Genomic DNA, 24,069 nt, shown 5'->3' on the forward strand with positions numbered 1-24,069 from the left:
TTCATATCTTCGGCGGCCGGGGATCGGCCAGGCTCCCCGGCCGCCGAACACTCCCTCTGGAGGAGGCAGTCATGATCGAGGCCACCGTCACGATTCCGGGCGAGACCCGGTCACGCGTCACCTTCTCGGATGCCGCCGTCGAGCTCGTCGACCGGTTGTGGGCGCAGCACGGCCCCGTGATGTTCCACCAGTCGGGGGGATGCTGCGACGGCAGCTCCCCGATGTGCTTCCCGCTCGGCGACTTCCTCACCTCCGACCGCGACATCCTGCTCGGGGTCGTCGAGCTCGACGCGGACCGCCCGATCGAGTTCTGGATTTCCCGCGAGCAGTTCGAGTACTGGAGCCATACGCATCTCACGATCGACGTGGTGCCCGGTCGCGGCAGCGGGTTCTCCCTCGAAGGACCGGAGGGCGTGCGCTTCCTTCTCCGCTCGCGACTGATGGACTCCGCCCGCCCGTTCGAGTAGGCGTAGGGTCGTTCCATGCGGAAGCTTCAGGAACAGATCATCGCCGAACTGAACGTGCGCCCGACCGTCGACCCCGCCGCGGAGATCGCCGCGCGCGTCGACTTCCTCAAGCAGTACCTGACCGCCTCTCGCGCGAACGGCTTCGTGCTCGGCATCTCCGGCGGTCAGGACTCCAGCCTCGCCGGTCGGCTCTGCCAGCTCGCCGTCGAGGAGCTGCGCGAGGAGGGCACCCTCGCCGAGTTCATCGCCGTGCGGCTGCCCTACCAGGTGCAGCGGGACGAGGCGGATGCCCAGCTCGCGCTCTCGTTCATCCAGCCCGACCGCTCCGTGACGTTCAACATCCACCGCGCCGTCGACGGCTTCGAGGACGAGTACGCCGACGCCACCGGAGCCGACATGCTCGACTTCACCAAGGGCAACGTCAAGGCCCGCGCGCGGATGATCGCCCAGTACGCTCTGGCCGGCCAGGCGGGTCACCTCGTTGTCGGCACCGATCACGCCGCCGAAGCGGTGACCGGGTTCTTCACGAAGTTCGGGGACGGCGGAGCGGACCTGCTCCCGCTCTCCGGCCTCACCAAGAACCAGGGCCGCTCGCTCCTGCAGCACCTCGGCGCTCCCGAGCAGCTCTACCTCAAGGCCCCCACGGCCGACCTCCTCGACGACAACCCGGGCCAGACGGACGAGGCGAACCTCGGCCTCACCTATTCAGACATCGACGCGTTCCTCGAAGGCAAGGACATCGACCCCGCCGTCGCCGAGCTCATCGAGCAGCGCTTCCTGGCGACACGGCACAAGCGCGCCGAGCCGGTCACGCCGTTCGACGACTGGTGGCGTGAGTGAGTCTCGTCGCGGTCGCCCAGTTCGCGCCGGGCGCTGACCGCGAAGAGAACCTCCGCTCCATCCGCGCGCTCGCGACGCAGGCGGTCGCGCGCGGCGCGACACTGGTGGTGCTGCCCGAGTACTCGTCCTACTTCACGCCCGAGATGGGCGCGGACTGGGTGGAGGCCGCCGAGCCCCTCGACGGGCCGTTCGTCAGCGGTCTGGCTTCGGTGGCGCGGGAGCTGGGCATCCATCTCGTCGCCGGTTTTCTGCAGTCGACGGCCGAGGAGCGCTTCTCCAACACTCTCGTCGCGGTCGACGCCGCGGGGGAGGTCGCGGCGACGTATCGGAAGATCCACCTCTACGACGCCTTCGGCCAGCGCGAGTCCGACTGGGTCGTGCCCGGGCCGATCGCGCCGCCGGAGACCTTCGAGTGGGAGGGTCTCACCGTCGGGCTGCAGACGTGCTACGACGTCAGGTTCCCGGAGGTCACCCGACGTCTCGTCGACGCCGGCGCCGATCTCGTCCTTGTGCCGTCGGAGTGGGTCCGCGGCCCACTCAAGGAGCACCACTGGCGCACCCTCATCACGGCCCGGGCCCTCGAGAACACGATCTTCGTCGCGGCGGCCGACCATGCACCGCCCATCGGGGTCGGCAACAGCATGGTCGTCGACCCGATGGGGGTGGAGCTCGTCACGATCGGCGAGCAGACGGCTGTCGCGGTCGCGGAGGTGTCCCGTGAGCGCCTCGAGGCGGTCCGCGAGGTCAACCCGGCGCTCGCGCTGCGGCGGTTCCGCGTGAGTTGACCCCCGTCACGCCAGCCACTCGCGTGTCACCGGAAGACGGGGTAGGGCCGCGCCCCCGCCGGTCGTAGAGTAATGCTGTAAGCAGGGGGGAACTGCATGGGTGACGCGTACCGTGTCCTGGTCGTGGACGACGACCCGGACGTCGCACTGTACACGCGGACGGTGCTGGAGAGGCGCGCCGGCGCCGTCGTGAAGGCGGTCGGCAGCCCGCAGGCCGCGCTCGAGTCCCTGGACTCGTTCGACCCGGACGTCGTCGTCACCGACATCGAGATGCCCGGGATGACCGGCCTCGAGCTTCTGAGCCGAGTGCGGGTCGCCCGCCCGCTCCTGCCCGTCGTCGTGATGACCGCCCACGTGTCCGTCGACTACGCCGTCAACGCCCTGCGCGGCCAGGCGGACGAGTTCCTCACCAAGCCCGTCAAGTCCACCGAGCTCGTCGATGTCGTCACCCGCCTCGCGGAGGAGGGCCGCAAGGCCCGCGAGTCCGCGGCGGCCCGCGAGGTCGTGCTCGCGGTCGGAGCGCACCCGGATGACGTCGAGATCGGCGTGGGCGGCATCCTCGCCTCGCACCGCGCCAATGGCGACCAGGTGGTCATCCTGACCCTGTCGCGCGGCGCGGCGGGGGGATCGCCGGATGACCGACAGCACGAGTCCCTTCGCTCGGCGGAGCTGCTCGGCGCCCGCCTCTTCCTCGAGGACCTCGTCGATACAGAGATCACCAACGGCGGACCGACGGTGCAGGTCATCGAGCGCGTGGTCGCCGAGGTCGCCCCGTCGATCGTCTACGTGCACTCCAGCCACGACCGGCACCAGGATCATCGCGCCACCCACGAGGCGACGGTCGTCGCCACCCGGGGCGTCGGCACCGTCGCGTGCTACCAGAGCCCCTCGTCGACGGTCGACTTCCGTCCGACCCGCTTCGTCTCGATCGAGGCGACCATCGACAAGAAGCTCGAGCTGCTGAGCTGCTTCCAGTCGCAGACCGACATCCGCAGCTACCTCGAGCCCGACTTCGTCGTCGCTACCGCCCGCTATTGGTCGCGCTACGGCGGCGGGCGGTTCGTGGAACCGCTCGAGATCCTGCGGGAGACCGCCGACATGTCCACCCAGGCGCGGCGCCGCGAGACGACGAGGCCTTCCGTCGCGGGACAGGCGGGCCGATGACCCGCGTGCTGGTGACCGGCGCGGGGGGACCGGCGGGCGTCGCCGTTCTCCGCTCCCTGCTGCGCCGACCGGACGTGACCGTGTTCGCTGCCGATATGGACGGCTGGGCGAGCGGACTCTACCTGGTTCCCGCGGGGCAGCGCCGACTCGTGGAGCCGGGCCGCTCTCCCTCGTTCGTGGACGGCGTCGTCGCTCTCGTCGCGGCCGATTCGATCGACGTCGTCTTCTCCACGGTGGATGTCGAGCTCCCGCCGCTCGCCGCGCGTCGCGACGAGCTCGGGGCGGTCCTCGCGGCGCCGTCGCTCGAGACGCTCGAGGTGACGCTCGACAAGTTCTTGCTCGCCGAGCGCTGCGCCCCTCTGCTCCGCACCCCGGAGACGGCGCTGCACACCGAAGACGGCATCGCGCGGGACTGGGAGTTCCCGGTCATCGTGAAGCCGCGGCGCGGGGCTGGATCGCGGGGCGTGCGCGTGGTCGCCGACCGTGCGGGTCTCCAGTCCATCCCCGCCGACGACGCCCTCATCATCCAGGAGTTCCTGCCGGGCGATGAGTACTCGGTGGACGTCTTCGCGGATGCCCGCAGCCACGTCATCGCGGCGGTGCCCCGCACTCGTACTCGCGTCGACTCCGGCGTCTCGATCGCCGGGCGCACCGTGCACGACGAGGCGCTGCAGTCCACGGCGGCCGCGGTGGCCGCCGCCATCGGCCTGAGCGGTGTGGCGAACGTGCAGCTGCGTCGCGATCGGGCGGGCATCCCTGCGCTCCTCGAGGTGAACCCGAGGTTCCCGGGCGCGCTGCCGCTGACGATCGCGGCCGGTGTCGACATGCCGTCGCTCGCGCTCGACTTGGCGCTCGGTGCCGACCTCCCCGAGTCGCTCGACTTCGCCGACCTCGCCAACGTGCGCTACCTCGAGGACGTGTTCATCGACCCCGCCGCGGTGCTCGTCTCGGAGTATGCAGCCCACGGCGACGAGGACGGATGACCGGCCTCGCCGCCTTGCGCGGCGACTTCCATATCCACTCGGTGTTCTCCGACGACGCCGTGTCGACGCTTGCGGAGAACCTCGAGGCCGCCGAGGCGAGGGGGCTCGCCCGGGTGCGGTTCATCGATCACGTCCGGCAGTCGACCTCCTGGGTGCCCGACTTCGTCGCCGCGGTCGGGTCGTTGGCGGTTCCCTCCTCGATCGAGCTGTTCACCGGTGTCGAGGCGAAGCTCGTCGACACGCGAGGGACGATCGACGTTCCTGACGACCTCGTCGGTGTCGGCGCGATCGTCATCGCCGACCATCAGTTCCCCGCAGCGGACGGGCCGTGGAGTCCGGGGGAGACGCGCGAGCGCATCGCCGCCGGCCTCAGCCCCGACGCGGTGATCGAGCAGTTCGTGGATGCCTCGGTCGCCGCGATGACCGAGTTCGAGCACCGGCATCCGGGCCTGGACGCGCAACTCGCGCACTGGTTCTCGATCCTTCCGAAAGTGGGACTCAGCGAGGAGCAGTTGACCGACGAGCAGCTCGAGCGGTGGGCACGCGCGGCAGCGGATACCGGCACCGCGATCGAGGTCAATGAGAAGTGGGCTTGCCCCGGACCGCGGGCGATCCGCGCTGCGCTCGCCACGGGTGCGCCGATCGTCGCCGCGACCGACAGCCACGACTCGAGCGAGGTGGGCCGGTACGACCGGGTCGCCGCCATCCTCGAGGAGGCGACGGCGTGACCATCGACTGGCTTCAGGTGGGAGTGACGGCCCTCACGACGGTGTTGCTCGCGTTCGTCGCAGTCGGCGCGATCCCGATCCTCGCGACGCTGTATCAGTTCCTCGCGATCCCGTTCCACTCCGTCATCAACCACTACCGCAAGGCGACGCCGTACTTGCCGCGTGTCGCGGTCGTGGTGCCCGCGTGGAACGAGGGCGCGGTGATCGGGGCATCCGTCGACCGGCTGATGAGCCTGGAGTACCCGAGCGACCGTTTGCGGGTCTTCGTCGTCGATGACGCGAGCACGGATGACACCCCCGAGGTGGTGCGGGGCAAGGAGCAGCAGTATCCCGGCCGCGTCGTGCACCTGCGCCGCGAGAAGGGCGGTGAGGGCAAGGCGCACACCCTCAACTTCGGCATCGGCCGCGTGCTCGAGGACGACTGGATGCAGGCGCTCCTGATCATGGACGCGGACGTCATCTACCTTCCCGATTCGCTGCGCCGCATGACCCGCCACCTCGGAGACCCTCAGGTGGGAGCGGTGACCGCCTACATCGCGGAGGGCAGCGCCGACAAGAACTACCTCACCCGGTTCATCGGCATGGAGTACGTGCTCGCCCAGGTCGCCTCCCGCCGCGCGCAGAACGTTCTCGGTGCCCTGGCGTGCCTCGCGGGGGGCGCACAGCTCCACTCCCGCGACAACCTCGAGGCGATCGGCGGACGCATCGACACCTCGAGTCTCGCCGAGGACACCATCACCACTTTCGAGACGCAGCTGCGCGGGCGCCGAGTCGTGTTCGAACCGCACGCCGTGGTGCTCGCGGAGGAGCCGGAGCGCATCGCGTCGCTCTGGAAGCAGCGCCTGCGCTGGGCGCGGGGCAATGTCCAGGTGACGTCCCGCTACCGCCGCGTGTGGTTCCGGCCCAGTCGGGTGCACAAGCTCGGCAAGCCCTCGTTCGGTATCTTCTGGTTCTCGATCTTCCTGCTGCCGGTCGCCATGATCCTCTCGTCGACCGGCCTCATCGGGCTCTTCCTCCTGCAGAGCGAGCTCGCGACCGTCGTCTTCCGCGCGATGTGGATCACGGCCGCCTGCACCTACGTGTACACGATCGTGCTGGCGGTGCAGCTCGACGGCCGCACGGGGAGGCGGAGCTGGCGCGAGGCGATCCTGTTCCCGGGGCTGGTGTCGATCATCGTCATGGTGACCGCGTTCTTCCCCGGGCTCCTCGAGCGGCGCCTGCCCGAATTGCTGGGCATCCCCGTCACGCCGACCGGCGAGGCGGCCTGGACCTTGTTCGTCTACGCGTGGATCTCCTTCTCGATGCTCTTCGCCTGGCTCGCGAAGGTCGTCGAGAGCACCGCCGTGGGGCGGTTCCTCAGCCCCTTCCTCATCTACGTGGTCGGCTACGGGCCGCTGCTGTGCGCGGTGACGGTCGATTCGTACATCAAGGAATGGCGCCACGAGGCAGCAGTGTGGGACAAGACCGAGAAGATCGGACGGGTAGCGGGATGACCGGGCGCGAGCTGGGGGAGCGATTCCTCTCCAAGGAGATCGAGGCCGACCGGCGCTCGGAACGCTGGCTCGTGCTGAAGGCTGTCATCGCCCTCGCAGTGGTCGGGGTGCTCGTCGTCGTGAGGCAGGTGTTCTTCGGATGACTGAGACCCCCTACACAGTCGTGATCGCCGACGACGACGCGGACATCCGCGACCTCGTCTCGATCTCGGTGCGCAAGGCCGGTCTGCGCGTGCTCGCCGCGGTGGGCGACGGTGCCGCAGCTCTCGACGCCATCCGCACGAACCGGCCGGATCTCGCGATCCTCGACATCTCCATGCCCGAGCTGAACGGAATGGATGTCTGCCGCGCTGTCCGCGCGGACGCCGGTATCGGCGACGTCCGCATCCTCCTGCTCTCCGCCTCGGTGGATGAGGCTGCCGTCAACCTCGGAATCGAGTCGGGCGCCGACTACTTCATGGCCAAACCGTTCAGCCCTCGTGAGATGGTGGAGTGGCTCGCCGTCGGGAAGGAGGCGCGATGACGACCCTGATCACGACCATCCGCACCGTCGTCGGCGATGCCCTCGACCGGCCCTCACCGCTCGTCAAGCAGTCGGCGACGGTGATCGGCGTCGGCCTCGCGCTCATCCTGCTCGTCGCCGTGCCCGAACTGACTGTGACGCACGGCCCATCGTTCTGGTCGTCGCTCGTGGTCATCGCGCTCGCGACCGCGCTCGCGGCGCTCATGGGGCGCGACCGGAGCTTCGCGAAGTACGTCATGATCATCCCGGCGATCGATGTCATCGGTCTCGGCCTGTTCCGCGCGGGCACAGGAGGACCCTCGTCCCTCTTCGCCTCACTCATCATCCTTCCCGTGGTGTGGCTGGCATCGGGTGATGGGCGGCGCTTCATCGCCTACGCGATCGCCGGCACCTCTCTCTCCCTCGTGATGCCGCAGCTCCTCGGCATCGTGCCCAACGTGTCCGCGATCGACTGGCTCCGCGGCTTGTTCACCCCGGTCGTCTTCGGACTGGCTGCGGCGATCATCAACGAACTCTCACGGCAGAGCCGAGCGCAGATCCAGTCCATCAAGAGGCTGGCCGACGACAAGGAGACGATGCTCCAGCGCACCGTCGAGTACGCCGCACAACTGCAGGACAGCGAGGCGAAATTCCGCGCGGCCGACCGGATGTTCCGCGGGGTGTGGGCGGCGGTCACCGAGCAGTCGGTGATCGGAACCGACCAGGAGGGGCTCATCGACGCGTGGAACCCCGGAGCGACGAAGCTCCTCGGGCCGACCGCCGACGACGCCGAGGACCGCATGCACATCTTCGACTTCCACCTGCCCGAGGAGCTCGAAGCCTACGCCAAGGAGCTCAACTACCCGCCCGGCGAGACGGTGCTGAACCCCGGCTTCTCGGCGCTCGTCGAGAACGCGCGACTCGGCAAGGCAGAGAGCCGGGAGTGGACGTATGTCCGCTCCGACGGCACCCACGTGCCCGTGCAGCTCTCGGTCACTCGTCGCCTCACCGAGACCGGCGAGACCCGTGGCTACCTGTTCGTCGCCTCCGACGTCACCCAGGCCCGAGAGGTGGCGCGCCTCAAGGACGAGTTCGTGGGGCTCATCTCCCACGAGCTGCGTACGCCGCTGAGCTCCGTGCTCGGCTACCTCGAACTCATGCGCGACGATCGCGAGAACCCGCTCTCCGAGGAGCAGCTGCAGTACCTCGGCGTCGCCGAGCGCAACGCCCACCGCCTCCTGCGGCTCGTCGGCGACCTGCTCTTCACAGCCCAGGTCGAGTCGGGCACGTTCCTGCTCACCGACGCCCGCGACATCGAGCTCGGCCCGCTCGTGACGGCGTCGGCGGAGTCCGCGCGCCCCGCGGCCGACGCTGCCGGCATCACCCTGGAGGTGGGCATCCCGGATGCTCCCGCCATCGTCACCGGCGACCCCGTGCGATTGGCGCAAGCCGTCGACAACCTCGTGTCGAACGCGATCAAGTTCACCCAGCGCGGCGGAACGGTATCCATCGCCCTCCACGCCAGTGCGCGCGAGGCCACGATCACGGTGCGCGACACGGGCATGGGAATCGCCGCGGAGGAGCTCGACCAGCTGTTCTCGCGCTTCTTCCGAGCCTCCACCGCCACGCGCAACGCGGTCCCCGGCGTCGGTCTCGGCCTGACGATCACGAAGGCCATCGTCACGGCGCACGGCGGCCAGATGGACGTCGAGAGCGACGAGGGCGTCGGTACGTGCTTCACGATGTCCCTGCCGATCGCGACACCCGCGGACGTGGAGTAGTCCGTCAGCGCGGGAGGCTCGCGAGCTGCGCGGCGGCGCGATCCAGCACGTCCTCGCGCTTGCAGAACGCGAACCGCACGAGGCTTGCGTAGTGGGCCCGATTCTCGTCGCGCACGAACGCCGTCACGGGAACGGCGACGACCCCCGCGAGTTCGGGAAGCGAGCGGCAGAAGGCTGCGGCATCCTCGGCGCCGAGAGGTGCGGCGTCCGCGATGACGAAGTAGCCGGCGTCCGGCGCGCCGACCGCGAATCCGGCGGCCGACAGCCCCGACGACAGGATGTCCCGTTTACGACGAAGCGCGTCGGCGGCCGACTCGAAGTAGCGGTCGGGCAGGCGGAGCCCGGCGGCGATGGCGGGCTGGAACGCCGCAGCGTTGACGTACGTGAGGTACTGCTTCACCGCGAGCACGGGTTCCAGCAGGTGCGGCGGGGCGACGAGCCATCCCACCTTCCATCCCGTCGTGCTGAACGTCTTGCCGCCGCTCGAGATTGTGATGGTGCGCTCCGCGGCTCCCGGCAGGCTCGCGATGGGGATGTGCTCCACCCCGAACGTGAGGTGCTCGTAGACCTCGTCGGTGACGATGACGGCGTCGTGCTCGTGGGCGAGTTCCACGATGAGCTCGAGGGCTTCGCGGTCGAGCACGGAACCTGTGGGGTTGTGCGGCGAGTTGACGAGGATGATGCGGGTGCGGTCGGTGACCGCGTCGCGCAGCGCGTCGAGGTCGGGTGAGAAGCCGGGGGAGCGCAGCGGCACGGTGATGAGCTCGGCGCGCGCGAGCGCCGTCACCGCGGCGTAGGCGTCGTAAAAGGGCTCGAACGTCACGACATGATCGCCCTCGTCGGTGAGAGCGAGGACCGTCGCCGCGAGCGCCTCGGTCGCGCCGGCCGTGACGAGCACGTCGCGATCCGGGTCGACGCGGATGCCGTAGAAGCGCTCCTGGTGCTCCGCGATCGCGGTGCGCAGCACGGGGAGCCCGCGCCCGGGCGGGTACTGGTTGAGGCCATCGGATATGGCCTGGCGAGCGGCCTCGAGCACCTCGGCCGGCCCGTCCTCGTCGGGGAAGCCCTGCCCGAGGTTGATCGCGCCCGTCGCCGTCGCGAGGGCGGACATCTCCGCGAAGATCGTCGGACGAAGCCGACCGTCGTCGCCGAGCAGCATCGCACCGCGCGCCGTGCGCTCCCAGGATCCGCGAACGTCCATCGGCTGCGAGCCTAGCGCTCCGTCGACATCCCGCTGTGGACAGTGCGGCGCGCGCGCTGGGCTGTTAGCGGCTCCATAACCGCGCCGCAGTCTGCTCCCAGCGCGTCCATATACGATGCTCAGGTTGGCGATCGAAGCTAATCGGGCTTGAAAGGAGCATCGTCAATGTCCGACACCCCTGAGACCCGCGCTGAAGCCCCCGTCGAGGCTCCCGTTCAGTACGAGGCCACCCCCATCAACCCCGAGGAGCACCCCGCCCTCGCCAAGCAGGCCACCCCCAAGCGCTCCCTCGGTGTCGGCGTCATCGCCGCCCTCGCGGTCGGCGCGCTCGTCGGAGGCGTGTCCGGTGCCGGCGTCACCCTGTGGGCGACGTCGCTCAACGCCGGCCAGCCCGTGTCGACGACCGCCAGCCCGACGACCATCACCGTCAACGACGCGGATGACGCGACCCTCATCACCGCGGTCGCCGCCGCGGCATCGCCCTCCGTCGTGACCCTCTCCGTCACGGCCGAGAACGCGGGGGGCACCGGTTCCGGTGTCATCCTGAGCGAGGACGGCTACATCCTCACCAACGCACACGTCGTCACGCTCGACGGCGCCGTCGCCAACCCGACGATCAAGGTCCAGACCAATGACGGCAGACTGCTGGATGCCACGGTCGTGGGCGTGGACCCGATCTACGACCTCGCCGTCGTGAAGGTCGACGGCGTCTCCAACCTCCAGCCGGCCACCTTCGCCGATTCGTCGGAGCTCAACGTGGGCGACACCGCCATCGCGATCGGCGCCCCGCTCGGCCTCGCCGGAACCGTCACCAACGGGATCGTGAGCGCCCTGAACCGCAGCATCACAGTCGCGTCCTCCGCGGTGCCCGATGAGGGCGACTCGCAGGAGCAGGCGCCCGACGGCGAGACCCCGTTCGACTTCTGGAACTTCGACCTCGGTGAGGGTGACGGCCAGCAGGCGCCGAGCGCCGCGTCGTCGACGATCTCGCTGTCCGTCATCCAGACCGACGCCGCCATCAACCCCGGCAACTCCGGAGGCGCGCTCCTCAACTCCGACGGCGAGGTGATCGGCATCAACGTTGCCATCGCATCCGCCGGGTCCAGCTCGGGTCAGTCGGGCAGCATCGGTGTCGGCTTCGCGATCCCGTCGAACATCGCCCAGCGCGTTGCCGACGAGCTCGTCGCCAACGGCACGGCCACCCACGGCCTGCTGGGGGCGAGCGTCGCCGACGTGACCGAGGACACGGCCCAGACCGACGCAGAGGTGGTCGGTGCGAGCATCGTGGAGCTCGTCCAGGGCGGCGCGGCGCAGGCCGCCGGCCTCCAGGTGGGCGACATCGTCACCGCGGTCAACGGACTCCCTATCACCGGCAAGACCGACCTCACGGCCCAGGTCCGCGCGCTCGCCGCGGGCTCCGAGGCGACCATCACCTACGTCCGAGACGGCAAGGCCTACACGGCCGACGTGACCCTCGGAACGCTGCAGTAGACACCCCCTCGTGGGGTCCGGTACGCGATAGGCTCGACCGACCTGCCCTCGACGTATTGGACCCCATGACTGCGCAGTCGGATGCCCTACCCGGCGTGTCCTACGTCATGCCCGTTCTCAACGAGGTCGAGCACATCGAGGCCGCCGTGCGCAGCCTCACGGCGCAGGACTACGACGGTCCCTTCGAGATCGTCCTCGCCCTGGGCCCGAGCGTCGACGGCACCAACGAGGTGATCGCCGAGCTCTCCCGCGAGGATCCCCGCATCAAGGCGATCGCGAACGAAGCCGGTTCGACCCCGAGCGGCCTCAACGTCGCGATCCGCGCATCCAGCTATCCCGTCGTCATCCGCGTCGACGCCCACTCCGTGCTTCCCCCCGACTACGCCCGAATCGCCGTCCGTACCCTCCTCGAGACCGGGGCGGACAATGTCGGGGGCATCATGAAGGCGGAGGGGCGCACGCCCTTCGAGAAGGCCGTCGCCCACGCCTACGGCTCGCCCGAGGGACTCGGCGGCACGCAGCACCACGTGGGCGGAAAGGCCGGTCCGGCCGACACTGCCTACCTCGGCGTCTTCCAGCGTCACCGGCTCGTCGAGGTCGGCCTCTTCGATGAGGGGATCAAGCGAGGTCAGGACTGGGAGCTCAATCGGCGCCTGAGAGCGACGGGCGGCACGGTGTGGTTCACTCCCGAGCTCCAAGTGGTCTACCGACCCAGGTCGTCGCTGCGCAAGCTGATCCGCCAATTCGTCGCGACCGGCATCTGGCGGGGCGAGCTCGCCCGCCGTTTCGGTTCGGCGAATTCGCTGCGCTACTTCGTGCCTCCGGCGGCGGTTCTGGGCATCCTGTTCGGTCTCGTCACGGGCATCGTGGGCGCCGCGACGGGCATCCCGTGGCTGCTCGTCGGCTTCGCGATCCCCGCCGCGTACGCGCTCGTGGTGATCGCTGCCTCGTTGCGTGCGGCTCGCGAGGGGATACTCACGGGTGCGTGGTATCTCGTAGTGTTGCCCTGCATCCACTTCGGCTGGGGCATCGGGTTCCTCCTCGGGTTCCTGGGCATCACGAAGAACATCAAGCAGTACACGGGAAGGTGACCTACGTGGCCGACGCCCGCCCGACCTCGATCGCGCAGCTCCGCGAGGTCACCCAGCCGCCGGAGGTGCGCCTTCGGGCCAATGCCGAGCACTGGACGGCCTCGCTGTACCTGCGCGATCTCTCGCCGTACCTCACCTGGCTGCTGCTCAAGACGAGCGTCTCGGCGAACGGCGTCACGGGGCTCATGATCCTCGTGGGGTGGTCCACGGCGGCAGCCCTGCTCATTCCGGGCATCGCCGGCGCCTCGCTCGCTCTCGTTCTGGGTCAGCTCCAGATGCTCGTCGACTGCTCGGACGGCGAGGTGGCTCGGTGGCGCAACAGCCGCTCGCCCGCGGGAGTGTTCCTCGACAAGGTCGGCCACTACACGACCGAGGCCCTCATCCCCGTCGTCCTCGGTATCCGGGCGGCGGGATGGCCGCTCCAGTTCCCCGCCGACTTCGCCTGGACCACGGCCGGATTCGCGCTCGCGCTCGTCATCGTGCTCAACAAGGCACTCAACGACATGGTTCACGTTGCACGCGCGAACGCCGGACTCGAGAAGCTGAGCGATCGCAAGGGCGAGGCGGAGCCGAGCCAGGCGCTCGTCGCGCGGTTGCGGCGAGCAGCCCGCTTCGTGCCGTTCCACCGCCTGTACCACTCCGTCGAGCTCACGATGCTCGCCTTCGTGGCCGCGCTCGTCGGGCTGTTCCTCCCCGATCCGCTGCTCGCCGATCGGGTCCTCCTGCTCGCGCTCCTGCCGCTCGCCGTTCTCGCCCTGGTGGGGCACTTCGTCGCCATCATCGCCTCGAAGCGGGTTCGTGCGTGACGACGAGAATCGGCGTCGTCTCCCTCAGCCAGGGGAGGCGACCGGATGACCTCGCGCGCGGCCTCGACAGCCTGATCGCCCAGCGCGGGGTCGAGCTCGACATCGTCGTGGTCGGAAACGCCTGGCAGCCGGCCGGGCTCCCCCCGGGCGTCCGATCCCTCGCGCTGCCCGAGAACGTGGGTATCCCCGCGGGGCGCAACCGCGGCGCCGAGGCGGTGAGCGGGGAGTACATCTTCTTCCTCGACGACGATGCGAGCATCCCCTCTCCCACGTTCCTCGCAGACGCGGTCGCGCGCATCGAAGCCGACCCCACGATCGGTCTGCTCCAGCCGCGCGTCGTCGACCCCAGCGGCGTGGAGAACCCGCGCCGCTGGATCCCTCGGATCCGGAAGGGTGATCCCGTCCGCTCGAGCTCGGTTTTCTCCGTGTGGGAGGGCGCGACTCTGCTCCCGCGTGCCGTGTTCGACGCTGCGGGCGGCTGGGCTGACCCGTTCTTCTACGCGCACGAAGGCATCGAGCTCGCCTGGCGCGTGTGGGACACGGGGCACCGCGCGTTCTATGCCGGAGACCTCGTCGCCCACCATCCCGCTATCGAGCCGACGCGGCACAGCTACTACTACCGGCTGAACGCGCGCAACCGGGTGTGGTTGGCCAAGCGCAACCTGCCGTGGGTGCTCGTTCCGTTCTACGTGGGCAGCTGGACGGGCATCCAGATCCTGCGGTGGTTCCGTCGGCCGGCGGCCTTGAGAGCATGGTTCGGGGGATGGCTGGCAGGGTGGCGCGAGAACCCTGGCGGCCGCCGCCGCATCAAGTGGGTAACGGTCTGGCGGATGACCCGGTCCGGCCGCCCGCCGCTGGTCTAATGGAGGACGGAGGGAGACCCGTGCCGCTTCTGCATGACATCAGGACCGCTCAGCGGGTGCTGAGGAACATCCTGCGCTCGCGCGCGACCCGTCGCCGGGTCGCGGTGGAGGAGCCGAAGCATCCGCACCCCGATCCCGGCACGATCAAGATCGCCGTCTACTTCGCGGACGCCAAGGTCAACCTCTACCAGATCCGGCAGTGGTACGCGCCCCTGGCTGAGATCGCCGGCGACTGGCCCGTCGCGATCATCTCCCGCAGCCCGAGCGCCGTGCTCGCACTCTGGGAGGAGGCGCCCGTCCCTGCCCTCTACTTGAGGCGAGTGACGGACCTCGAGCACTTCGTCGCGGAGCAAGACCTCCGGATCGTGTTCTACGTCAACCAGAACGCCCGCAACTTCCAGATGTTCCGCTATGGGCGCATGTGGCACGTGTTCATCAACCACGGCGAGTCCGACAAGATGTACATGACGACGAACCAGTTCAAGGCGTACGACTACAGCCTCGTCGCCGGCGACGCCGCTCTCGATCGGCTCTCGCACAAGCTGTGGGACTTCGACCTCGCCAAGCGCGCCATTCCCATCGGCCGGCCCCAGGCCGATCATTTTGCGGGAGAGCTGCCCTTCGAGCCCGACGATCGCACGGTAGTGCTCTACGCACCGACGTGGGAGGGGGATCGGGCTGCCGCCGCGTACGGGTCTATCGCCACCCACGGAGTCGCACTCGTGGATGCGCTCCTCGCGACGGGCCGGCACCGCGTGATCTACCGCCCGCACCCGCGCAGCGGCGTTCTGGACCCGGAGTACCGTGCGGCCAACGAGCGGATCATCGCGTCGCTCGCCGCCGCGAACGCCGCCGACGCCACGGCGCACCACGTCTTCGACGACGGACCGTCGCTAGGGTGGCAGCTCGTGGCGGCCGATGTGGCTATCACCGACATCTCGGCGATGGTCTACGACCGCCTGGCCACGGGCAAGCCGCTCCTCGTCACGCGGCCGTCCTCCCCGCTCGCCGACGTCGACGAGAACGGCTACCTCGGCGCGTGCGAGTGGCTGCGAGCGGAGGACGCGGGCGACATCGTCGCGATTACCGACCGGGTCCAGTTCGACGAGGATGCCCGCGCCCGACTCGAATACTGGGTTGAGAGGCACTTCGGCGATACCAGCCCCGGCGCGGCCACCCGTCGCTTCCGCGCTGCTATCGAGCATCTCCTCGCCGAGTGGGACAAGCACGACCTGCTGCACGCGGGCGACCGCCGGGACAGCGAGGCGGACCCGTTCGATGACGAGGACGACGAAGAGGCGCCGCCCGCGGAATAGCCTGCTGCCAACAAGGCGAATAAGCACGAGGTCTCAAGCCTCTGGTCTCTGCGGGCTGGGGCAAGTAGCAATGAGTAATGCCACGACACCTCTCCGATGCCGCCCGAATCCTCGGCGAGCGGATCCGCGAGCAGCGACTCAAGTTCGCCATCAGCCAGGATGACGTCGCGAACCTTGCGGGAATGAACGTCTCGAACTACGGCAAGATCGAGCGGGGCCTCAGCAACCCGACGTTTCACACTGTCGTCCGCATCGCCGCTGTTCTCGGTATCGACCCCGGAGAGCTCCTGGCGGGCCTCGACGAGAGCACGCTTCCGCCGTCGACGGAGACCTTCACCGCGCGCGACTTCGTGCAGGAGCGCACCAAGCGGCGCACTGCCCCGCTCCGCTAGAAGCTCACTCGCCACAGATACTCCTCGCCGCTCGGCCGAAACCAGCGGATGACGAGGATCGAGTCGCGGGCGAGCGTGCGTCCCGCGATATCGACTTCGAGCGTCTCGCCGGGGCGCAGCGTCGCCGGCGCGTTCGCACCCATCACTCCCGACCCGTGCAAGGTCAGCGTCACTCCCCGCAGGACTTCGGCGCTGACGTTGGTGAAGCGGTAAAGGCGCGCCGCTCCTCGATGGACGACGAGGGGGACGCGGTACGCGAAGTCACTGACCATGGATCGAACGCTACGATCCGCGTCCGACCGCAGGGGACGATCGCTCCCTCTACTCCCCTGGGGAGGAGTGCCGCTCGCGCCGCAGTGCCTTCCGCGGCCGCGACGGCTTCAGCGCCTTCCGCTCCTTCGGCACGACCTCGAGCCAGACGGGGAACGTCTCGGGGGGCGCAGCGAACCCCTCGCGCGACGCACGGACGATCTGTCGCCCGAGGAGGTGGTTGCCGCCGCCTCCGATGACTGCCCCGATGCCGAAGGGGATGAGGCGACCGACCACGTTGGTGCCTTGGGCGATCGTGAATCTCCTCAGGAATGTGTGCTTGATCCGGTCGGCGATGGGCCCGATGACGGCGCGGGGGAGGCTCTTGGTGATCGTCTCGCCCCAGAACGCCGACCGCGCAGGGCCGCCCGCCGCCTGTCCGGCGAGCTGGCGCAGCAGGTCGGTTCCCGCCGATCCGAGCACCATGGTCATGACGAGCGCGCGAGCTCGATCGGGGTCGTCCACGACAATGCCGTGGACCTCGGTCACCGATTGCGCGAATAGGGCGCTCGCCTCCAGGAATCCGGCCGTCTCGACTCCCGAGAGCGCGAGGGAGGTGCCCGTCCCTATCGCGGGTACGGCCGCAGTCGCCCCGACGGCACCGCCCCCGAGGGTGACGGCCGTGAGATAGCGGCGCTCGAGGATGCGGATGACCTCCGCCGGACTCGCGGTCGGCCGACCGCGACGGATGCTCCTGATGTGGGCCAGCACCACCGGGCGCTGCACGGTGAGGAGCCGGTCGATTCCCCGAACCATCATGGGCGACGGGTTCGCGACTTCCGTGGACCTGGCCATGATCCCACCGTAGTCCAGTGGGCTGAGCGCCCGCGGGGAGGCTAGACGCCGTAGTCGGAGTTGTATCGGTCGAGAACCTCGTCGATCCCGGAGTCCAGCACGAGCGCACCCTTGTCCAGGTACAAGCCGCGCGAACAGAAGCGCCGCAAGTCCTTCTCATTGTGGGACACGAAGAACAGCGTCCGGCCGCCGGCGAGGAGCTCTTCGATGCGGCGGTAGCACTTCTCTCGGAACGCCTTGTCACCGACGGCCAGCACCTCGTCGACGAGGAGGATGGGTTCTTCGAGCCGGGAGATCACGGCGAAGGCGATGCGCACCTTCATGCCGCTCGACAAGTGCTTGTAGGGGGTGTCGACGAAGTCGCCGATCTCGGCGAAGTCGATGATCTCGGCGAAGCGCTCGTCGATCTCCTGCCGCGACATCCCGTGCAGTCCCGCCGTGAGGTAGACGTTGTCCCGCACGGTGAGATCGTCGACGAACCCTCCCGTGATCTCGATGAGCGGCGCGACACCGCCCGAGACGGCGACGCTGCCCTCATCGGGGAGGATGACTTCGGCCACGAGCTTGAGCAGCGTCGACTTGCCCTGTCCGTTCCGTCCTACAACGCCGATCGCCTCGCCCGAGCGGACATCGAACGACACGTCGCGAAGCGCCCAGAACTCCCCGGGTCGGGTGCGCCGCTTCCGGCCCGAGAGCAGGTCCTTGAAGCTGCGGCGCGCGCGGCGGTTGCGACGGAACCGGATGCCGGCGTCCGAGACCGAGATGACGACGGGCTGCTCCACTAGATCTCCTTGAGCACGGCGCGCTCCGTGCGGGCGAAGACGAGGATGCCCAGCACGAGCAGCACGACGCTGACCGCCGATCCGACCGCCACGGCCATCCAGTTCAACTGCTCGGGGAAGAATGCCGAGCGGTACAGGGAGAAGATCCCGAACAGCGGGTTGAGCGTCGCCCATCCCTGCAGCTGCGGGGGGAGGTCGCTCAGCCCGTAGATGATCGGGCTCGCGTAGAACAGGAATCTGAGCACGAGCTTCGTCGCTCGGTCGAGGTCGCGGAAGAACACGACGAGCGGCGCGACGATGAGCCCGACGCCGAGTGTGAGAACCGCTTGAAGAACGATCGCGAGCAGGAAGTAGAAGGCCTCCCAGTGCACGGTCGCCCCACCGACGATCGCGAAGACTGCGAGGACCGGGATGCTCGCCACGAACTCGATCCCCTTCGAGAGCACGAGGCGCGCCACCCAGATGGTCCGCGGGATCTTCGTGGACCGGATGAGCTTCGCCTCACGAAGGTAGGCGCGGGTCGAATCGGAGACGGCACCGTTGAACCACATCCAGGGCAGCAGGGCCGAGAGCAGGAACACGATGTACGGCTCGGTGCCCACGGGGCGTGCGAACACCTGCGTGAAGACGAACCAGTAGATGCCGGCCATCACGAGCGGGTCGAGGATGGACCAGAAGTACCCGAGCACCGAGGTCGAGTACCGCACGCGAAGGTCGCGGACGGTCAGAAGCCACAGCGAACGGCGGTAGCGGTCGAAGGGCGACCACGTGCGCGTGGGCAGGGCGGTCGAGGACACGACCCCTATCGTAAGACCCTCTCGGTCAGACGAAGAGGTTCGCGCGCTCCAGGTCCTCGGCGAAGTCGATCTCGACGGCGTAGAGGTCGGAGATGTCGACCGGCTCGAAGCGCAGCTTGTCCTCGTCGATCGCGAGCTCGATGCCGCGCTCGAAGTAGTCCTGGTCGCCGACGCGCTTGAGCTGACGCAGCAGGAGCGCCTTGTCGTCGCGGGACACGTAGTTGATGCCGACGGCCTCGCCGAGCCCACCGGAGACGGTCTTCGAGAGCTCCTTGATGTAGCCCTCGGCGTCGGTCGTGTACTTGACCTCTTCGTCAGAGACCTTGGCGGTGTTGACCGAGACGAACGACTGCTCGCGGGCCACGAGAGCGGCGGCACGCTCGAGAGCCATCGGGTCGAAGACGACATCGCCGTTCATCCACAGCACCCCACCGGGGGCGGACGCCTGGAGGGCGCGCATGAGGCTCTTGGAGGTGTTGGTCTGGTCGTACTGCTCGTTGTACACGAACGACGCCTCGGGGAAGGCCTCGATGATGTGCTCGAGCTTGTAGCCCACGACGATGGAGATCTGGGCGTTCTCGCCGAAGGCGAAGCGGATGTTGTCGAACTGCTGCTGCATGATGGTGCGGCCGTCGCTCAGCTCGGTGAGGGGCTTCGGCAGGGAGCGACCGAGGCGGCTGCCCATTCCGGCGGCCAGGATGACGATCTGGGTCATGGTGGTCTCCTCAGGTTGTGTCTGGATCCGAGGCTCCGGCGAGAATTCGCCTTCTGTTAACCTCGGGATGGGGTTGTGGACACACCTTTGTGCTGCAGACAAACGTAGTAGTGGGACCTGAAAGCGCTACGGGAATCACCCCTTTGTTGCACATTTGTGATGCGACCCATGAGCAGTCGTCGACGTTGGTAGGTTTGAACGGTGGAAAACGCCGCGCCCGGGTCCGGGAAGAAGCCCCAGAAGAAGTCGCCGTCGCGGCCGAGTTCTCCCACTCGCAAGCCCGCGCCCGCGCGGAAGCCTGCCCCGAGGACCCCGGCCGCGCGCAAGCCCGCCGTCGCCCCCGCGGAGGTCGTCGAGGAGACGATCGAGGAGGCGCTCGCTCCGGTCGAGGACGCTGTCGACGTTGTCGAGGAGGGCGAAGTCACCGCGGATGACGCGGTCGCCCAGGATGACGCGGCCGAGCAGTCGACCGAGCCGGAGCCGGAGCCCGAAACCGCGGCCGAGCCGGGGCCGGAGCCCGAAGCCGCGGCCGAGCAGTCGCTCGAGCCGGAGCCGGAGCCCGAGCCGGAGGCCGCTCCCGCTGAGGTGACGCCCGAGACGGCCTCCGAGCGACCCGCCTTCTCGCTGCCGAAGCTCACCGTGCCCAAGATCACACTGCCGACCGCGGCGCTGGCCCGGGCATCCCGAGCCGTCGCCGACGCCGTGAAGTCGGTCGCCGCGCCCGACAAGACCGACGCGGTCGTCGAGACCGTTCCCGAGCCGGAGCCCGACACCCTGCCGGAGCCCGAGCCCGAGCGGAACACGGCTCCCGAGCCCGCCGCCATCGCGCGGGCGAAGAAGCCGCGCCGCCCCGCGCGCAAGAAGACGGCGGCGCCCGCCGTTCTCACCGTGACGGGTCTCACCAAGCGCTTCGACGACACCGTCGCCGTCGACGGCATCGACCTCACCGTCCCGGCCGGTGCGTTCTACGGCATCGTCGGGCCGAACGGTGCGGGCAAGACGACGACGCTCTCGATGGTCACCGGCCTCCTGCGTCCGGACGCCGGAACGGTGACGGTGCACGGTGCCGACGTGTGGGCCGATCCGGCGGCGGCCAAGCGCAACATGGGCGTCCTGCCCGACCGCCTCCGGCTGTTCGACAAGCTCACCGGTTCGCAGCTGCTCTACTACTCGGGTGTTCTCCGGGGCCTCTCGTCGGCGGTCACCAAGCAGCGCACCGCCGACCTCGCCGAGGTGTTCGGCATCCAGGACGCCCTGGGCCGACTGGTGAGCGACTACTCGTCGGGGATGACCAAGAAGGTCGCGCTCGCGGCGGCGCTGATCCACTCTCCGCGGCTCCTCGTGCTGGACGAGCCGTTCGAGTCCGTCGACCCCGTCTCGGCGTCGACGGTCACCGAGGTGCTCAAGAATTACGTGGCGCAGGGCGGCACCGTCCTGCTGTCGAGCCACAGCATGGACCTCGTCGAGCGGATCTGCGACAACGTCGCGATCGTCGTCGGTGGCTCGATCCTCGCGGATGGCACGATCGCCGAGGTCCGCGGGTCGGGAACGCTCGAGGAGAAGTTCGTGGAACTCGCCGGGTCGCGCACGACGGTGGAGGGCCTCGAGTGGTTGCACAGCTTCTCCGACTGAAGCTCGCGCTCGTCGCGGGATCGTTCCGCCGTCGGCCCCTCGCCGTCGCCGGGATGGTCGTCGGTCTGCTCTACGCCGTCGCACTCGCGGTGCTCGCGGTCGTCGGTTTCGTCGCGCTCCGCTCGGAGTCCGCGGACATCGCTCGGGTCCTCGTGGTGGTCGCGGGCGGTGCCGTTCTCGTGGGCTTCCTGCTCGTGCCCCTCTCCTTCGGAGCGGACGACGTGCTCGACCCGCGGAGGTTCGCCCTCTTCGGCATCCCGACCTCCCGCTTGTACGCGGGTCTCGGCATTGCTTCGCTCGTGAGCATCCCGTCCGCTTTCCTGGTCGTGCTGTCGTTCGCGCAGATCGTGACGTGGAGCCGCGACGGGCTGGCCACGGTGCTCGCGGTCGTCGCGGCGCCCGTCATCGTCGCGACGGGCGTGCTGCTGTCGCGCGTCGCCTCGGCGGTGTCATCGTTCGCTCTCGCGACGCGTCGGTGGCGGGATGTCACGAGCACAGCCCTCGTCGTGCTCCTGGCGCTGCTCGCCCCGGGCACCGCGATCCTCGCCACCCTCGACTGGGAGAGCCACTCGCTTCCGATCCTGCGCCGCATCGCGGCTGTCGTGACGTGGACGCCGTTCGGCGCTCCGTGGGCCGTCCCCGCGGACGCGGCCAACGGTCGAGCCGACGAGGCGTTCGCGAAGCTCGCGATCGCCGTCGGCTTCCTCGTCGTCCTCGCGGTCGCGTGGCGGCTGCTCGTCGGGCTGTCGCTATCGAGCCAGCGCCGCGAGGCGTCCCGCCGACGCTACACCCGCTTGGGGTGGTTCGACCGGATGCCCGACTCGGCGTTCGGCGTCGTCGCCGCCCGCAGTCTCAGCTATTGGAGCCGCGACCCGCGCTACGTGTTCTCGCTCGCGGCGATTCCGCTGATACCGCTCCTCATCGTTCCTCTGTGGGTGGCGGGCGTGCCGGCGGAGGTCATCGCCTGGCTTCCCGTTCCCCTGATGTGCCTCTTCCTCGGCTGGCTCGTCCACAACGACGTCGCCCAGGACTCCACCGCGTTCTGGCTCCACCTCTCGTCGAGCACGAGCGGGCTCGCGGACCGTTGGGGGCGGCTCGTGCCCGGCCTTCTCCTGGGCGTCCCGCTCGCTGCGGTCGGCAGCACGGTCACGGTGGCGCTCATCGACGCCTGGTCCTTGCTGCCGGCGCTCATCGGCCTCTCTTTGGGCTCCCTACTGGTCGCTCTCGGCGTCTCGAGCGTCGCGTCGGCCGGGTATCCCTACCCGGCGGTGCGGCCGGGGGACAGCCCATTCGCGCAGCCGCAAGCGGCGGGAGCGACCGGCTCGGTCGTCCAGGCCGTCTCGGTGCTCGCCATCCTCCTCGTGCTCTCCCCGGTGGTCTGGTTGATCGCGCTCGCGGCGCAGGACCCGGCGCTCTACTGGGCGGCGGCGTGGGCTGGCGTCGGCGTCGGCGTGGTCGCTATCGTCGGCGGCACGGCGTGGGGCGGCCGGATCATGGACCGGCACTCGCCCGAGCTCCTCGAGTTCACCCTCCAGAACTAGCGGCGACGGAATCTAGACTGGGCATATGGCTGACACGGATCACACCGGCGGCGGTACCGACACCCTCGACCGCGAGCTCGAGGAGCTGCTCTCCCGCGAGCTCGTCGAGGACGGCGACCACGAGCGCTTCTCGCACTACGCGCCGAAGAACGCGATCATGGAGTCCGCTCTGACGGGCAAGCCTGTCAAGGCGCTGTGCGGCAAGCTGTGGGTGCCGGGTCGCGATCCGCAGAAGTTCCCGGTGTGCCCGGAGTGCAAGAAGATCTACGAGAGCCTGAAGGACTAGCTAGGCGTAGACGGTGGGGATGGCCGGCTCGCCTCGACCGAGGCGGAGGGCATCCGCGGGCAGCTCGTCCATCGCGAAGGCCGCGTGCTCGCGGGCGAGCGCCGTACCCTCGGGCCCTCGGTAGCGGTCGTCGATGACCCCGTCGGCGATGTACGGCACGAGGAGCGCTCGGCCGGCTCCGACCGGGGGCTCGTCGCCGACGTGGATCGTCTCCGCGACGGCCGTGCCGCGGGTGTCGAGGGTTCGAACGGGCCACTTGCGGCCGCCGACCGTCGCCTTGGCGGCCGACTTCTTCGCGACCGAGACCCACTCGCCGGCACTGTCGCGGTGGGCGACGAGTTTGTACACAAGTCCGGCGGCAGGATGCCCGGACCCTGTCACCACGGATGTGCCGACCCCGTACGAGTCCACCGGGGCTGCACGAAGCGCCGCGATGGTGAACTCGTCGAGGTCGTTCGTCACGGTGATCCGGGTGCCGGTCGCTCCGAGGGCGTCGAGCTGGGCGCGCACCGCGGCGACCTGCACCGGCAGGTCTCCCGAGTCGATGCGCACGGCGCCGAGGCCCGTTCCCGCGACCGTGACCGCGAGCTCGACGCCCCTCTCGATGTCGTAGGTGTCGACGAGGAGCGTCGTCGCCGGCCCGAGCGCGGCGACCTGGGCGCGGAACGCCTCCTCCTCGCTGTCGTGGAGGAGCGTGAAAGAGTGGGCCGCGGTGCCCATCGTCGGGATTCCGAACGAGCGACCGGCCTCGAGGTTGCTCGTCGCGCCGAAGCCCGCGATGTACGCGGCTCGGGCCGCCGCGACGGCGGCGCGCTCGTTCGCCCGTCGGGAGCCCATCTCGGCGAGCGGTCGTCCCTGGGCCGCGGACACCATCCGGGCGGCGGCCGACGCGACCGCGGTGTCGTAGTTGAGCACGCTGAGGATGAGGGTCTCGAGGATGACCGCTTCTGCGAACGTGCCCTCGACCACGAGGAGTGGCGAGCCCGGGAAGTAGGTTTCGCCCTCGCGGTAGCCGGAGATCGACCCGGAGAAGCGGTAATCGGCGAGCCAGTCGAGGGCGGCGGGGCCCACCACGGCGTTGTCTCGGAGCCAGGAGAGCTCGGCATCCGCGAACCGGAACTGCTCGACGGCGTCGAGCAATCGGCCCGTGCCCGCGACGATTCCGTACCTGCGTCCCTCGGGGAGCCGCCGGGCGAACACCTCGAACACGCACTCGCGCTCGTGCGTGCCGCTGCCGATCGCGGCATCGAGCATCGTCAGTTCGTAGCGGTCCGTCAGCAGCGCGGTGCTCATGAGGCTAAGGATAGGC

The 24,069-nt window shown here is 69.2% G+C and carries 26 protein-coding genes; 19 read left to right on the top strand and 7 right to left on the bottom strand.

What is annotated here, in order from left to right; translation table 11 throughout:
• Positions 1-71 precede the first annotated feature (71 nt).
• From Q5716_RS03900 to Q5716_RS03945, 10 genes are all read left to right on the top strand, one after another.
• Entirely contained in the window at positions 72-467 is a 396-nt protein-coding gene (locus Q5716_RS03900; protein ID WP_305001775.1) for a DUF779 domain-containing protein, read from the top strand.
• Between the two features lie 15 nt (positions 468-482).
• A complete protein-coding gene (nadE, locus tag Q5716_RS03905; RefSeq protein ID WP_305001776.1) occupies positions 483-1,307 on the top strand; it encodes an NAD(+) synthase in 825 nt (274 codons plus the stop codon).
• Positions 1,304-2,092: a carbon-nitrogen hydrolase family protein gene (locus tag Q5716_RS03910; protein ID WP_305001777.1), complete on the top strand. Its 789-nt coding sequence runs from the start codon at positions 1,304-1,306 to the stop codon at positions 2,090-2,092. The genes nadE and Q5716_RS03910 overlap by 4 nt, the downstream gene beginning before the upstream one ends.
• Before the next feature lie 96 nt (positions 2,093-2,188).
• Positions 2,189-3,256 carry a response regulator gene (locus Q5716_RS03915; protein ID WP_305001778.1) on the top strand — a complete coding sequence of 356 codons (1,068 nt, stop codon included), beginning with the start codon at positions 2,189-2,191 and terminating at the stop codon, positions 3,254-3,256.
• Positions 3,253-4,239, top strand: coding sequence for an ATP-grasp domain-containing protein (locus tag Q5716_RS03920; protein ID WP_305001779.1), 987 nt, complete (start codon positions 3,253-3,255; stop codon positions 4,237-4,239). Before Q5716_RS03915 ends, Q5716_RS03920 begins: the two co-directional genes overlap by 4 nt.
• Positions 4,236-4,967: a PHP domain-containing protein gene (locus Q5716_RS03925; RefSeq protein ID WP_305001780.1), complete on the top strand. Its 732-nt coding sequence runs from the start codon at positions 4,236-4,238 to the stop codon at positions 4,965-4,967. Before Q5716_RS03920 ends, Q5716_RS03925 begins: the two co-directional genes overlap by 4 nt.
• Positions 4,964-6,460 (top strand): glycosyltransferase family 2 protein, encoded by a 1,497-nt coding sequence (locus tag Q5716_RS03930; RefSeq protein WP_305001781.1) that lies wholly within the window; start codon positions 4,964-4,966, stop codon positions 6,458-6,460. Before Q5716_RS03925 ends, Q5716_RS03930 begins: the two co-directional genes overlap by 4 nt.
• A complete protein-coding gene (locus Q5716_RS03935; RefSeq protein WP_305001782.1) occupies positions 6,457-6,603 on the top strand; it encodes a hypothetical protein in 147 nt (48 codons plus the stop codon). Before Q5716_RS03930 ends, Q5716_RS03935 begins: the two co-directional genes overlap by 4 nt.
• Complete coding sequence (locus Q5716_RS03940; protein ID WP_305001783.1) at positions 6,600-6,983, top strand: response regulator transcription factor; 384 nt, start codon at positions 6,600-6,602, stop codon at positions 6,981-6,983. The genes Q5716_RS03935 and Q5716_RS03940 overlap by 4 nt, the downstream gene beginning before the upstream one ends.
• Positions 6,980-8,743, top strand: a complete 1,764-nt coding sequence (locus tag Q5716_RS03945) for a PAS domain-containing sensor histidine kinase (protein WP_305001784.1) — start codon at positions 6,980-6,982, stop codon at positions 8,741-8,743. The genes Q5716_RS03940 and Q5716_RS03945 overlap by 4 nt, the downstream gene beginning before the upstream one ends.
• A gap of 4 nt (positions 8,744-8,747) precedes the next feature.
• Here Q5716_RS03945 and Q5716_RS03950 read toward each other — a convergent pair whose 3' ends face one another.
• Positions 8,748-9,944: an aminotransferase class I/II-fold pyridoxal phosphate-dependent enzyme gene (locus Q5716_RS03950; RefSeq protein WP_305001785.1), complete on the bottom strand. Its 1,197-nt coding sequence runs from the start codon at positions 9,942-9,944 to the stop codon at positions 8,748-8,750.
• Between the two features lie 165 nt (positions 9,945-10,109).
• Between Q5716_RS03950 and Q5716_RS03955 the strand changes: the two genes are divergently transcribed.
• The 6 genes from Q5716_RS03955 to Q5716_RS03980 all read left to right on the top strand — a co-directional run bounded on the left by Q5716_RS03955 (position 10,110) and on the right by Q5716_RS03980 (position 15,903).
• Positions 10,110-11,435, top strand: a complete 1,326-nt coding sequence (locus tag Q5716_RS03955; RefSeq protein WP_369523968.1) for a S1C family serine protease — start codon at positions 10,110-10,112, stop codon at positions 11,433-11,435.
• 65 nt (positions 11,436-11,500) lie between these two features.
• The gene (locus tag Q5716_RS03960; RefSeq protein ID WP_305001787.1) at positions 11,501-12,526 is read left to right on the top strand and encodes a glycosyltransferase family 2 protein; all 1,026 of its coding nucleotides are present in this window, start codon (positions 11,501-11,503) and stop codon (positions 12,524-12,526) included.
• A gap of 5 nt (positions 12,527-12,531) precedes the next feature.
• Positions 12,532-13,332, top strand: coding sequence for a CDP-alcohol phosphatidyltransferase family protein (locus tag Q5716_RS03965; protein WP_305001788.1), 801 nt, complete (start codon positions 12,532-12,534; stop codon positions 13,330-13,332).
• Entirely contained in the window at positions 13,329-14,195 is an 867-nt protein-coding gene (locus Q5716_RS03970) for a glycosyltransferase family 2 protein (protein ID WP_305001789.1), read from the top strand. Before Q5716_RS03965 ends, Q5716_RS03970 begins: the two co-directional genes overlap by 4 nt.
• A gap of 20 nt (positions 14,196-14,215) precedes the next feature.
• Entirely contained in the window at positions 14,216-15,511 is a 1,296-nt protein-coding gene (locus Q5716_RS03975) for a CDP-glycerol glycerophosphotransferase family protein (protein WP_305001790.1), read from the top strand.
• 77 nt (positions 15,512-15,588) lie between these two features.
• On the top strand, positions 15,589-15,903 hold the full coding sequence (locus tag Q5716_RS03980; RefSeq protein WP_305001791.1) for a helix-turn-helix domain-containing protein: 315 nt from the start codon (positions 15,589-15,591) through the stop codon (positions 15,901-15,903).
• Here Q5716_RS03980 and Q5716_RS03985 read toward each other — a convergent pair.
• The 5 genes from Q5716_RS03985 to Q5716_RS04005 are packed head-to-tail and all read right to left on the bottom strand — an operon-like array spanning position 15,900 to position 19,301.
• Entirely contained in the window at positions 15,900-16,175 is a 276-nt protein-coding gene (locus Q5716_RS03985; RefSeq protein ID WP_305001792.1) for a hypothetical protein, read from the bottom strand. The two genes, Q5716_RS03980 and Q5716_RS03985, sit on opposite strands and share 4 nt — an antisense overlap.
• Positions 16,176-16,224: 49 nt before the next feature.
• Positions 16,225-17,007: a hypothetical protein gene (locus Q5716_RS03990; RefSeq protein ID WP_305001793.1), complete on the bottom strand. Its 783-nt coding sequence runs from the start codon at positions 17,005-17,007 to the stop codon at positions 16,225-16,227.
• Positions 17,008-17,048: 41 nt separating this feature from the next.
• Entirely contained in the window at positions 17,049-17,789 is a 741-nt protein-coding gene (locus Q5716_RS03995) for an ABC transporter ATP-binding protein (protein WP_305001794.1), read from the bottom strand.
• Positions 17,789-18,586: an ABC transporter permease gene (locus Q5716_RS04000; RefSeq protein ID WP_305001795.1), complete on the bottom strand. Its 798-nt coding sequence runs from the start codon at positions 18,584-18,586 to the stop codon at positions 17,789-17,791. Before Q5716_RS04000 ends, Q5716_RS03995 begins: the two co-directional genes overlap by 1 nt.
• Positions 18,587-18,611: 25 nt before the next feature.
• Positions 18,612-19,301 carry a phosphocholine cytidylyltransferase family protein gene (locus Q5716_RS04005; RefSeq protein ID WP_305001796.1) on the bottom strand — a complete coding sequence of 230 codons (690 nt, stop codon included), beginning with the start codon at positions 19,299-19,301 and terminating at the stop codon, positions 18,612-18,614.
• A gap of 201 nt (positions 19,302-19,502) precedes the next feature.
• Here Q5716_RS04005 and Q5716_RS04010 point away from each other — a divergent pair, with 201 nt between their 5' ends.
• The 3 genes from Q5716_RS04010 to Q5716_RS04020 are packed head-to-tail and all read left to right on the top strand — an operon-like array spanning position 19,503 to position 22,760.
• Positions 19,503-20,933: an ATP-binding cassette domain-containing protein gene (locus Q5716_RS04010; protein ID WP_305001797.1), complete on the top strand. Its 1,431-nt coding sequence runs from the start codon at positions 19,503-19,505 to the stop codon at positions 20,931-20,933.
• Positions 20,909-22,474, top strand: coding sequence for a hypothetical protein (locus Q5716_RS04015; RefSeq protein WP_305001798.1), 1,566 nt, complete (start codon positions 20,909-20,911; stop codon positions 22,472-22,474). The genes Q5716_RS04010 and Q5716_RS04015 overlap by 25 nt, the downstream gene beginning before the upstream one ends.
• A gap of 25 nt (positions 22,475-22,499) precedes the next feature.
• On the top strand, positions 22,500-22,760 hold the full coding sequence (locus Q5716_RS04020; RefSeq protein ID WP_305001799.1) for a DUF3039 domain-containing protein: 261 nt from the start codon (positions 22,500-22,502) through the stop codon (positions 22,758-22,760).
• Here Q5716_RS04020 and Q5716_RS04025 read toward each other — a convergent pair whose 3' ends face one another.
• Positions 22,761-24,053, bottom strand: coding sequence for a nicotinate phosphoribosyltransferase (locus Q5716_RS04025; RefSeq protein ID WP_305001800.1), 1,293 nt, complete (start codon positions 24,051-24,053; stop codon positions 22,761-22,763).
• Positions 24,054-24,069: the final 16 nt, after the last annotated feature.

This window comes from Antiquaquibacter soli, from assembly GCF_030580675.1.
Lineage (GTDB): Bacteria > Actinomycetota > Actinomycetes > Actinomycetales > Microbacteriaceae > Rhodoglobus > Rhodoglobus soli.

Bases quoted from the DNA above. Each gene is read 5' to 3' on its own strand.
- Q5716_RS03900 (WP_305001775.1), top strand. From the start codon at position 72: ATGATCGAGGCCACCGTCACGATTCCGGGCGAGACCCGGTCACGCGTC.
- nadE (WP_305001776.1), top strand. From the start codon at position 483: ATGCGGAAGCTTCAGGAACAGATCATCGCCGAACTGAACGTGCGCCCG.
- Q5716_RS03915 (WP_305001778.1), top strand. From the start codon at position 2,189: ATGGGTGACGCGTACCGTGTCCTGGTCGTGGACGACGACCCGGACGTC.
- Q5716_RS03920 (WP_305001779.1), top strand. From the start codon at position 3,253: ATGACCCGCGTGCTGGTGACCGGCGCGGGGGGACCGGCGGGCGTCGCC.
- Q5716_RS03925 (WP_305001780.1), top strand. From the start codon at position 4,236: ATGACCGGCCTCGCCGCCTTGCGCGGCGACTTCCATATCCACTCGGTG.
- Q5716_RS03935 (WP_305001782.1), top strand. From the start codon at position 6,457: ATGACCGGGCGCGAGCTGGGGGAGCGATTCCTCTCCAAGGAGATCGAG.
- Q5716_RS03940 (WP_305001783.1), top strand. From the start codon at position 6,600: ATGACTGAGACCCCCTACACAGTCGTGATCGCCGACGACGACGCGGAC.
- Q5716_RS03945 (WP_305001784.1), top strand. From the start codon at position 6,980: ATGACGACCCTGATCACGACCATCCGCACCGTCGTCGGCGATGCCCTC.
- Q5716_RS03950 (WP_305001785.1), bottom strand. From the start codon at position 9,944: ATGGACGTTCGCGGATCCTGGGAGCGCACGGCGCGCGGTGCGATGCTG.
- Q5716_RS03955 (WP_369523968.1), top strand. From the start codon at position 10,110: ATGTCCGACACCCCTGAGACCCGCGCTGAAGCCCCCGTCGAGGCTCCC.
- Q5716_RS03960 (WP_305001787.1), top strand. From the start codon at position 11,501: ATGACTGCGCAGTCGGATGCCCTACCCGGCGTGTCCTACGTCATGCCC.
- Q5716_RS03980 (WP_305001791.1), top strand. From the start codon at position 15,589: ATGCCACGACACCTCTCCGATGCCGCCCGAATCCTCGGCGAGCGGATC.
- Q5716_RS03985 (WP_305001792.1), bottom strand. From the start codon at position 16,175: ATGGTCAGTGACTTCGCGTACCGCGTCCCCCTCGTCGTCCATCGAGGA.
- Q5716_RS03990 (WP_305001793.1), bottom strand. From the start codon at position 17,007: ATGGCCAGGTCCACGGAAGTCGCGAACCCGTCGCCCATGATGGTTCGG.
- Q5716_RS04005 (WP_305001796.1), bottom strand. From the start codon at position 19,301: ATGACCCAGATCGTCATCCTGGCCGCCGGAATGGGCAGCCGCCTCGGT.
- Q5716_RS04020 (WP_305001799.1), top strand. From the start codon at position 22,500: ATGGCTGACACGGATCACACCGGCGGCGGTACCGACACCCTCGACCGC.
- Q5716_RS04025 (WP_305001800.1), bottom strand. From the start codon at position 24,053: ATGAGCACCGCGCTGCTGACGGACCGCTACGAACTGACGATGCTCGAT.